Raw genomic sequence first — 10863 nt, forward strand, 5'->3', positions numbered from 1 at the left:
CATCATGACAGCAAACGGCGTGGCGATGGCTGATTTTAAAGGATTGCAAACCTTGCAATTGCAGGCCCGCAATGACTCGGAAAAAGCCTTGCATCAAGCGGCTAAACAATTTGAGGCGATTTTTCTGCAGGCGATGATGAAAAGCATGCGCGCTCAGCATTTTGTCGAAGAAGGGACGGTTTTTCGGACGAAATACGAACAAACCTTTCAGGAAATGCTGGATGGGCAGTATGCCTCGGAAATTGTCAAAGGCCCTGGGATTGGACTCGCGGATATGCTCACTAAACAATTGAGCAAGACCGTCTCCCGCCAAAGCGCACCAGTCGATAGTACTCAGGGTTTTCCGCTGCACGTCAACCAGCAGGGTTTTCCCTTGCACGCGGCGCATCAGGGCTTCGCTTTACAAAAAGCCGCCGCGCAAGCTTATTCCATGCCTTTGAAAGCCAATGCAGGCTATCCCCTGCAACACCACCGGGCTGCAATTCAGCAGGCCTATGCCGTTAAACCACCTTTAAAACCGCAATCGTTACCGGCCGAACAGGGGAAAACGGCACAATCCATTGATGAGTTCGTAAAATCCATCTGGCCTTATGCTCAACAGGCAGCCAGTATGCTTGGTCTTGATCCGAAGTTGCTTGTTGCCCAGGCTGCTTTGGAAACCGGCTGGGGTCAATACGTCACCCGGGATGAAAACGGTGGCAGCAGCAATAATTTTTTCAATATAAAATCAACAGGTAAGCAACAAAATGACGCAGTGGAGGTAAAGACAACCGAGTATGTTGCCGATATACCTGTAAAGACGAAGGCTTTATTTAAAAAATATGCCTCTGTCGAGAACAGTTTTGCGGATTATGTCTCGTTAATTAAAGACAACAGCCGTTATGAGCAGGCTTTAGCAAATGCGAATGACCCACATCGTTTTATTAAAGCCCTTCATGACGCAGGTTACGCGACTGATCCCCGGTATGCGGATAAAATTTTATCCATTTATCATGGGGATGAGTTACAACAGGCGCTGGCAAGGATTGGTTATACCATGGAATAAACCCGTCCTTCGATGGCTGGCGGCATATTATGGGAGTCGTTCATTATGGTGGGAATTTTCGGTATTGCAACGTCAGGTTTAAATGCGTTTCAGCGTGCCCTGGATGTGGTCGGTACTAACATTACCAATGTCAAAAATCCCAATTATACCCGGCAAACGGTGCTCTTTGGCCAGTTGCCTTCACAACGTTTTGCAGGGTCTTATATTGGCAGCGGGGTGGTGATTACCGACATTCAACGCCATGCGGACCGCTTCGCCAATCAGCAGGTGCGCGATACCTTGGCTGCCAAAACCCAATATGAGGTGTTTTATGAGCAGGCCGCGCAAATCGATAAATTGTTGTCTCAGGATGGCACCAACATCACGGCGAATCTGCAGAATTTTTTCAATGCGCTTTCCCAGCTTAACGATGCGCCGGATAGCAACGCGGCCCGTGATGTGGCGCTTAAACAAAGTCAGACGCTGGTTGAACAGTTTAGAACCATGCAGCAGCGCATCGATGAATATCAGCGGAACAACAGCACGCAATTAAGGGAAGCGGTTGACCAGATTAATGTGTATGCCAAAACCATTGCCGATATTAACCAGAAATTGACAGTGAACCGTAATTCACCTGATTTGCTGGATCAACGCGATGGCGTTCTTAAAGAATTAGCCAAAATCACCGACGTGACCATTGTTGAACGGGTTGACGGCGCTATTGATGTGGCTATTGGTACCGGTGAAATGCTGGTGATTGGCACGGATGCGCGAAGGCTTCTCGTGAATTCAAGCGGCTCGAATCAATTAAATGCCCAGATTCTCCTGGATAACGGCGCTGGAGTGATTGATATTACCCGTAACATGCAATCCGGCATGATCGCAGGCTTGCTTGGGTTTGAGGACGATATCATGGTGCAGGCAAGCCAGGTTCTTGGGCAAATGGCCATGGGTTTGGCTTCCGCCTTTAACGCCCAGCATCGGCTGGGAATGGATTTAAATAACCAGCTGGGGCAGAATTTCTTTAATGATTTTAATACCTTGTCTGCTCAATTGGCCCGCTCGGTTGCAAATACCAATAATGCTGGCACGGGCGTGTTGTCGGTTGAAATCAGCGACATTAGCCAGGTTAAAATCAGTGATTATCAGTTGTATGTAACCGATACCGGGACCAATGAAGTCCGTGTCATCCGACGTTCCGACGGCCAGGCGACCACCTTAAACTGGACCAGTTCGCCGCCTGCTCCTCCGGCGGGCTCCGTCACCATTGACGGCATGACGATTACGGTGGATAACATAGCCAATCTGACTAACAATGATTCGTATACCTTAACCCCAACTCGCGGGGCAGCGCGCGATTTGACGCTGAATTTAACCGATGCAAGGCAGCTTGCTTTCGCCTCCCCAGTACGAACTCAATCGGCTTTGACTAATACCGGCAACGGCGCCATTCGTCTTGGCAATGTATTAAACACCACGGATGTGAACAAGGATTTTCGCATTGAATTCATTTCCCCCACACAGTACAACGTGGTCAATGTCACGGATTCCGTGACCTCTGGCCCTTTTACTTTTACACCGGGAACCGATAATACCGTGATGATTCCCAATGCCTTAACACCTTCGTATTCCGTGGTTTTGTCGGGTGTACCCGCGACTGGCGATCAATTTACTGCTTCTTACAACACCGGCGGGATTGCGGATAACGGCAATGGTTTAAAGCTGACAGCGATTCAACAGGATCAACTGTTTGAAGGCGGAACGCAAAATCTGTTTGATCGCTACTCCAGTTTGATCGGTTCAGTCGGGGGAAGAACCAATCAGGCTAAACTAAATAGCGAATCGGCCGATATGTTATTTAACCAGGCTGTGGATCTTCGCGATAGCAAAAGCGGCGTGAATTTGGATGAGGAAGCCGCAAACCTGCTGCAACTGCAGCAGGCTTATCAGGCAGCAGGCCAACTGCTATCGGTCGCAAAACAGATGATGGATATCCTTTTTGCAGTGATGAGGTGATTTCATGCGAATTTCATCAAACCAGATGTTTACGCGCGGCTTGAACAACATGCTGAAACAGCAGGCTGATACCTTGCGTATTCAGCAGCAATTGTCTTCGGGGAAACGGGTGTTGTCGCCCTCCGATGATCCCATCGCCGCGGCCAAAATCGATTTGATGAATCAACGCATTTTTTTTGGCGAGCGCTTGGAGCAAAACCGCCAGAATGCCGACGGGGCGCTTAAGCAGGAAGAAAGCGTCATCGGCAACATGGCGGGTGTGGTTCAGAAATTAAGGGAGTTGCAGGTGCAGGCGGGTAATGGGTCGCTGACGGATTCCGCCCGAAAAGCACTGGCGGATGAAGCGCAGAATTTGCTGGATCAATTGCAGGGTTTAGCCAACACGCAGGACAGCAATGGTTATTACATGTTTAGCGGCAGCCGCTCCGAGGCACAAACCATTTCCCGGGATATGAGTGGGCAGTATGTCTATAATGGCGATCAGACCCAGCGTTTTCAAGCCATCAGCAGCGGTTTGCAGGTGGCATTGAATGACACGGGCGATGATTTGTTTATGCGGGTTCCCAGCGGTAATGGCCTATTCACCGTATCCGAGACAGCAACTCCCAACACCGGGACTGCCGTTGCCAGTTCAGGCAGTGTGGTGAATAATGCGGCCTATGTCGCCGATGATTATACTATCCAGTTTGCTTTAAATACCCAGAATCAACTGGTGGTGATGGTCAGCGGTGTGGCCAGTGGGAATGTTGTCCCTGCGACCGGCTTGCCTGATGATGCGCCTTTATATACCGACGGCATGGCAGTCAGTTTTAATGGCATTGAGATTAATATTACCGGGACGCCAGAGGCAGGGGATGCCTTTGCTGTGGCACCGGCCGCCAATGAATCCATTTTTGCGACAGCGGCGCGCATGGTCGCCAATTTAAGGCAACCCTTTGGTGCCGCCAGCGACAAAGCCCGCGTCTTCACCGAAAATAATCAGATTCTTGACCAGTTAGACAGTGGATTGGGTAATCTTCTCGATTTTCAGGCGCAGGTCGGCGCGCGGTTGAATCAATTGGATGTAGCCGAAAAGGTCAATACCGATCTAATCGATATCAGCAAGGAAACCAAATCCAGGCTTGAGGATGCCGATTTGGAATCCCTGGCAGTGGAGTATCAATTACAGATTACCTATCTCCAGATTGCTCAGAAAACCTTCGCCAGTCTTCAGGGCTTGTCTGCGTTTAACTTCATATAAAAAAGCTACATGGCGCCTCTTCTTGAGGAGCCTGCTGAGGGATAAGACGAGTCTTTTCCTGCATCGTGGGTATTCGTATCCGGTGGAAACGTGGTGAGCTCACCCCCATGGGTTGGTGGTGTTGAGGTCAAGGTGTCATCGGGTGTAGGGGAGGTGGGCTCAGCCGTCTGTGCGGGTTGCGGTTCTGGCGGACTTTGCAAAATCCCGAGCATGTGGTTGGAATAACTGCAGGTGGCGGATTGATTAGGCCTATCTCCGAGTTGAGTTTGATAACAATCCAAAGACTCGTCCAGGATGTTTTCCTCTTTTAAAGCCTGACGTTCTTTATCTGCTTTGGCATCGGCTTTTTCAGCAAATTTTTCTGCTAACCATTTTATGAGGCCAATGGTGGCCATGGCAATGGCCAAGCCGCCGACAATGGGTAAAAGCACCGGAGGTGCTGCAACCACGCTGACAGCCATGAGCAAGGCAATGGTGGATAAAACTACGCCGGCACCGGCTAAGGCGAAGGTGGTATAAGTCTGAGCCAGTTTCTCATTGGCCAGTAAATCCTTGCGTTTTAATTGCTGAATAGGTTTGGTGATGTTGTTAATGTCGTTATCAACTTTGACAATGTCTTCTTTAAGGGAGTCTATGGCAACAAGGTTTGCCTTCTTTTCTTCTGGTGTGATGTGGTCGCCGATTTTTTCCAGATTCTCAATCATCACGGTCAATGCAAGCATTTTTTCCCGGCGCTTGTCATACAGTTTTTTAAGCATCCCGGCCTGACTGTCTTCATCCCCATCAAGCGGTAAGCCTCGTTGGGTTAGAAGATCATGAATAAAGGTCGCTTCTTCCTGATATTTATTTTTCTCATCCGTTTCCAAATCCGGATGAACCAGCGCCTGCTGTAATTCCAGATAACGTACACGCAGCGGGTCGAGATATTTTTCATCAGTCAGGGCTGCTGTATTTTTTGCTTCCAGCAGCTGGGTAAATTCTTTTTTCTGTTTATATTCTGCTCGGGTGCTGAGCTTTGTGGCAATGCTGCCAACCAGGCTTATCCCTTCCAGCACGGTCGTGAATGAGCTGACAGCTACCCCAATGGCGGCGGAAACGGCTGCGGTTAACACAAAGGCCGCAATACTCAAGGCGGTTACCACGGACAGCACACCCAGGGCAAACACTTTTTCGCCAATGCTTTTGTCTTTAGCAAAAATAGTGGTGATGGTGGTTGGAATAACAGAAACCATCTGAATGATAAAACCAATAATTGGAAGTTGTTTACTTTCCGAGAAAATGGAGGCGAAAAATCCCTGAATCTGGCTGAATGCACTTAAAACCGTGTTGGCATACTCACCGCGTTCATTGACCTCATCCTGCAAGCTTGCTTCACGCTCGGCCTTCTTGATGCGCGTTTTTAATGTTTTCATCCTTTCGGATAAGATGATGGTTTTACGGCCCATTATGTTCTTCTAAAGTACATAATAGTTAATTTTAACACATAATGAATAAACTATTTGAGTCGGGAGCCGCGGACATGTACCAACTGATGCAAATATTATTGCTAAGTGTATAGAGGAGGTATATGCCTGTTAAGAGAGCTTTATAGCTTCAAATTAATCCTTAAGTTGGTTAACCGTTCCATTACTCCCTAAGGGCCTCTATAAAAGGTACTTCAGGCTGATGTGACTGGAAAATCATAAATGGAAAAGAAGGGAATGCACCTAAATGATGACAACCACCATTCATGTGAATTCGTGGACATGAGGTACTTCCTTTTTTGCGATTAACCATAGCTCATTGGCTTTCTCTTCTTTTAAGCAAGGAATAAATCCTGCCTTTTGATAACAAGCGATTGCACTGTGATTCTTAATATCTGGCGTCACTAGAGCTGCACTAAATTGCTGAAAAACAATATTCTGCACAAATTGTCTTAGTGCCGCGCTACCAAGGCCTTGTCTCAAAGCCGATTCTTCACCAAGATAGAAATCAATAGCCGCTATTTTATGAAAATCAAAGACCTTATTAGTAGGTAGGGAAAGAAAATCACAGGCATCATAATACTGAATATACCCTATGGGCTGTTTATCCCGCACAATAATAAAAGCAAAGATGGATTTTTTCTTTCCGTTCTCTATCTTATACTGGTCTACATAACTCTTGTATTTTTGGGTGACTTTATCTAATGTCCAAACTACCTCACTATCCCACCAAATTTTGACATGGGGTGTTTCTAACCATTTTGTAAGAAGCGGAAAGTCTTGCTCTGATAACCTGCGAAAAGAAATATGTTTATTTTTCATTTTTGGATAAATTTTCCAATAACATTTTTCCCTTATGGGGGAATTACCGGGTGACATAATCAATGCATGCTATAAAAAGCTCATCAAATATCATATGTCAGTATAGCGAGTGCAGGCTATAATAGAATACATCATTTGAGAATCGCACTCGTGGCTTTATCAAGCGATGAGTGCGATTACTGACAGCTCTTCGTTGCACAATGCAGCACTTTAATATGCTTGCCCGTGGGCGTGTAATAGCTGGCAACAGGATTATTATCCGCATCGAGGGCTAATGCGCTGTCTAAACCCTTGGTTGTTGGATCAACGGCAGTTATGACATTACCCGATGTACAGTTGGCGTTACCACAATAGAGGATGGACATGGTTGTATTGGTGCCAAAACTGACGATCGGATTCCCGGTTGCGCTGTCTATTTTAATGGAGGGCTGTAATCCCACATTGGCGCCAGTCGCTGGGGATGCAATGCTGTTGCCGGCATTACAGGCGGGATTGCCGCAATGCAATACCTTAAGCGCGGCATTGGCGGTATCCCAGTATGCGATAACCGGGTTGCCGCTGGCATCCAGGGTGACGGACGTCGCGCGGTGATCGCCCGCCTGTGCGCCAGGATCAAGAATGGACAGCGTGTTATTCGGTCCTGAACAATTGACATCCCCGCAATGCAGTAATTTCAATTGATTTTTATCGGCGCGGAAAAAACTCACCACAGGATAACCTGACCCATCAAGTACCAGCGAGACCCCGCGCACATCAGCATTGGCGGGGAAAACCGGGAAGTCGGGTGAGGCGATACTGTTATTCGCTAAACAATCCGCATCCCCACAATGTACAATTCTTAATCCCTGATCGGGTTGACCAGCCGACGCTATAACAGGATTACCCGATGAATCAAGGGCTAAGGAGGAGGCGCGTCTGGATAAAATATCCGGAGTAACGGCTGTGTTGACGCCGCTGCAATTGGCATTGGTGCAATGAATAATTTTCATAACCTGGGCTGTGAAGTCATAAAAACTAATCACCGGAAAGCCATTGGCATCAATGGCCAACGACGTATCCCAACCGGTATTTCCAGTCGTATAGGGGCTGGTGATGGAGTTGCCCTGGCTGCAGGTGGTATCGCCGCAATGCAGTAATTTCAGATTGCCATTGGTGTCATCCCAATAACTCACCACCGGTTTTCCGTTGGCATCGAGCTTAATGGCACTGTAGCGACCCACATCGGTTGCGCTATCGCCGACATGAACCGAATTAGGACCACACATGGGGCTGTCGCAGTGTAATACGTTAAGGTTGCCATTGGTGCTATCGTAATAACTGACCACAGGATTACTGCTGTCATCAAGACCGAGCGAGGTATACAAACCGACATTGCCGGCGCTATCGGGTACATTGATAATATTGCTGTTGCTGCAATTGGCATCACCGCAACGCACGACAGTCAAATTCTGGTTGGTTAAATCGTAATAACTGATGGTGGGTATGTCACTGGCGTCAAGCGACAGGGAGGAATAGTAGCCAGCCACCCCTGTGGCAGGCAGGGAGACTACTGAATTACCGGCTGTGCAAAGCGTATTGCCGCAATGCAGGACTTTTAATTTTCCATTGGTCGCATCGAGATAACTGACAACGGGTTTTTGGTTGCTATCCAGCTTTAACGACGGATAACGACCTACATCGGCTACGGAGTCGACAGTGACTGTTGTATTACCTGCATTGCAGGCGCTGTTGCCGCAAGTAATAATTTTCAGCGACGAGTTAGTAAAATCAAAATAAGCCACCACGGGATTACCCGCGTTATTCAAACGAATGGCACTCTGTACGCCATTGCTGCTGGTCATGTCCGGTGTCGCTATGGTGTTCCCGGCTGTACAGGCGGCATTGCCACAATGAAGAATTTTCAATTTTCCATTGCTGGCATCGTAGTAGCTCACCACGGGGAAATTGTTGGTATCAACAGTCACCGAAGTATATAAACCAACCGTGCCGGTATTATCCGGCATCGCTATCGTGTTTCCTGTTGAGCAGGTATTGTTGCCGCAGTGCAATACCTTGAGCGCGGAATTGGTTTCATCATAATAACTGACAACCGGTTTACCCAGGCTATCTAAAGCAATGGCCGTGTATTTACCAATGTTTGTTGCTGCATCTGGTGTAACAATGGAATTAAACAGGCTACAGGTTCGTGTAAAACAATGGGCAACTTTTAATTTTTGTTCTGTGGCATCGTAATAACTGATGGTTGGATAGTCCTGCGCGTCGAGGACAATGGAACTATATTGACCGGTTGTGCCATCAACATCGACAGCCACAATGCTGTTGCCTATGGCAAATGAGGGTGATGTAAAACATAAAGTAAAAAGCAAACTAAAGGAAATGACAGCAATGTGTAATGGGGCATGTATCCTACGCATAGAAACCTTCCTGGTTAGTGTGGGGCACTTAAAATAAAACGACTCAAACCCGTTAATATAACATAAATCATTAAACCGCCAGGCTCATGATTAAAAACACATCATTCACTCAGGACATTAATGGTCAAACTAATCGTTGTCTATTGTTCAACCACAAACAATGAGACGTTCTAACAAATGTCATAAAAAAATACACAGTTAATAATTGTTTAATATTTGTCCTCTATAATCGCCTGTAATAAATTCAATCAATATTAAAAATTATTAAACATATCGTAAAGAGATGTAACATGTTAGAAAAATTTGAAGAGAAGGACAATAAAACAAAGGGAATAAAAACGGCGTATTCAAACTATATTCGCTTAGACAAAATGATTATAATGTCAAGAAATTGGCTAAAAAATAAAAACACACTGCTGAATAGTCCTTGCGATCCCATCTGCCATTCCATTTACGCCATAGCCAAAGTGATTAATGCCAATAATCCTATGTCATTTATGATGCCGGGGGTCTATTTTAATGAAGACTATTGTTCAAGTGATTATGAAAGCTGGGAAGAACTCTACCTCAAAGACGATGTATTCATTTCAGTTGAAAACCTTCACAATGAAAAACACAGAGCGTATTCATTAGAAACCCTTTTCTTGGCCAATAAATACAGGGGCTACTTGCGCGCGATTCTTTGTTACGATGATAAAGAAGCCACTGAGATGAGCCCATTGGACCAAGAGCGTTTCCTTTGTCAGCTAAAAAAACGTTATCCTGCCTATTATAAAGAATACCAGGATGCTCAACCTTCCAAAAAAGAGCTTGTGTTGGCCAGCATGAGTAAAGAAAAATTAAATATCATTTTGGATGTTGTTGAAGTCATGTTGGTCTTAAGTTGCCATAAGAATGGATTAAGCACCACTTTTTTGCCAGGTGGCTTAACGGATTCCTTAAGTGCTTATGGCTATCAATTTTTAACTCAGGTCTTATCTGAGCATTTAACGCCTGAGGAAAGAGAAGGGTTAAAGTCTGTGTGGGCAAAAAACATCCGATCGACGTCTGAGAAAACCGTGGCGGAGCTAATTGAGTCGGCATTAAACGGCTCCTGTACATCCACTCTGGGCTTGTATTGGTTAGGGCTGCTTAAGACACTTCGACCTCGATTGACATTGGCCATCGATGAAAAATTTGCCGAAAAAATATACACTGATCTGCTTCAAGATAAAAGCAATCAATGGTCTAATCTACCGAAACAATACTTTATGCTTTTTCTGAAAAAGAATGCTCAATACATCGTTACGGAAATACTGAATCCTCTTGAAATGGATGTTAGGTCAAAAGCAAATGGCCATCTCTTTTGATGGCCTTTTAATGTTCGTGGAATTGGGGCTGACCACATCACAGCGCCGTAGCCTGGTTGCTTGCAACCAGGATTCTATTTAATCAACTCGTTCTTATTTACCCAAATTTAGGCTTGACGACCTCAAACACAGTCCTTTCAAACCATTGGCTGCACTCGGTAAAACACTCGATAACTGGAAAGAAGAAGTCGTCTGCATGTGGGCTCTTTCTCATTTAAGGGGGCACTTTAATCAAGTTAGTTTAAACTAACCCATTGATTTAGCGATCGAAATGGAGATTAAAGTGCCGAAACATGATCTTATCTTAAATTTACCTGGTTTTTCCATACAAAAAATACAGGGTTATCAACCTTTGATATTAGAGCTTTCCTACAATCGATTGCCGCGTTGTGGTCATTGTCAAAGTAAAGCTGTGCGCAAAAAGGATTCCTACATCCGCAGTGTTCATCACGAACTGGTAGGTCATAGGCGCAGCCTCTTAAAATTCAAAGCCTATAAGCTTTATTGCAATAGTTGCAACCGTTATAGCAACCAA

At 45.9% G+C, this 10863-nt stretch carries 8 protein-coding genes; 5 read left to right on the forward strand and 3 right to left on the reverse strand.

Going from position 1 to position 10863, the window contains the following annotated elements; all coding sequences use genetic code 11:
• Positions 1 to 4: 4 nt before the first annotated feature.
• The 3 genes from flgJ to flgL are packed head-to-tail and all read left to right on the forward strand — an operon-like array spanning position 5 to position 4280.
• Positions 5 to 1045 (forward strand): flagellar assembly peptidoglycan hydrolase FlgJ, encoded by a 1041-nt coding sequence (gene flgJ, locus Lery_RS11900; protein ID WP_058527471.1) that lies wholly within the window; start codon positions 5 to 7, stop codon positions 1043 to 1045.
• A 45-nt stretch (positions 1046 to 1090) separates the two neighbouring features.
• Positions 1091 to 3040, forward strand: a complete 1950-nt coding sequence (flgK, locus tag Lery_RS11905; protein WP_058527963.1) for a flagellar hook-associated protein FlgK — start codon at positions 1091 to 1093, stop codon at positions 3038 to 3040.
• Between the two features lie 4 nt (positions 3041 to 3044).
• The gene (gene flgL, locus Lery_RS11910; protein ID WP_058527472.1) at positions 3045 to 4280 is read left to right on the forward strand and encodes a flagellar hook-associated protein FlgL; all 1236 of its coding nucleotides are present in this window, start codon (positions 3045 to 3047) and stop codon (positions 4278 to 4280) included.
• A gap of 5 nt (positions 4281 to 4285) precedes the next feature.
• On the opposite strand, the gene Lery_RS11915 is transcribed toward flgL, so the two are convergent.
• The 3 genes from Lery_RS11915 to Lery_RS11925 all read right to left on the reverse strand — a co-directional run bounded on the left by Lery_RS11915 (position 4286) and on the right by Lery_RS11925 (position 8979).
• Positions 4286 to 5725, reverse strand: a complete 1440-nt coding sequence (locus Lery_RS11915; protein ID WP_058527473.1) for a T4SS effector SidA family protein — start codon at positions 5723 to 5725, stop codon at positions 4286 to 4288.
• 282 nt (positions 5726 to 6007) lie between these two features.
• The gene (locus tag Lery_RS11920) at positions 6008 to 6622 is read right to left on the reverse strand and encodes a GNAT family N-acetyltransferase (RefSeq protein WP_237759224.1); all 615 of its coding nucleotides are present in this window, start codon (positions 6620 to 6622) and stop codon (positions 6008 to 6010) included.
• A gap of 119 nt (positions 6623 to 6741) precedes the next feature.
• Positions 6742 to 8979 carry a hypothetical protein gene (locus tag Lery_RS11925; RefSeq protein WP_058527475.1) on the reverse strand — a complete coding sequence of 746 codons (2238 nt, stop codon included), beginning with the start codon at positions 8977 to 8979 and terminating at the stop codon, positions 6742 to 6744.
• Between the two features lie 290 nt (positions 8980 to 9269).
• Here Lery_RS11925 and Lery_RS11930 point away from each other — a divergent pair, with 290 nt between their 5' ends.
• On the forward strand, positions 9270 to 10328 hold the full coding sequence (locus Lery_RS11930; protein ID WP_058527476.1) for a hypothetical protein: 1059 nt from the start codon (positions 9270 to 9272) through the stop codon (positions 10326 to 10328).
• Positions 10329 to 10611: 283 nt separating this feature from the next.
• Positions 10612 to 10863, forward strand: a 252-nt coding sequence (locus tag Lery_RS15340) for a transposase family protein (RefSeq protein ID WP_162262975.1), incomplete at its 3' end; no start/stop codon positions are given.

The organism is Legionella erythra, from assembly GCF_001467615.1.
GTDB classification, from domain to species: domain Bacteria; phylum Pseudomonadota; class Gammaproteobacteria; order Legionellales; family Legionellaceae; genus Legionella_C; species Legionella_C erythra.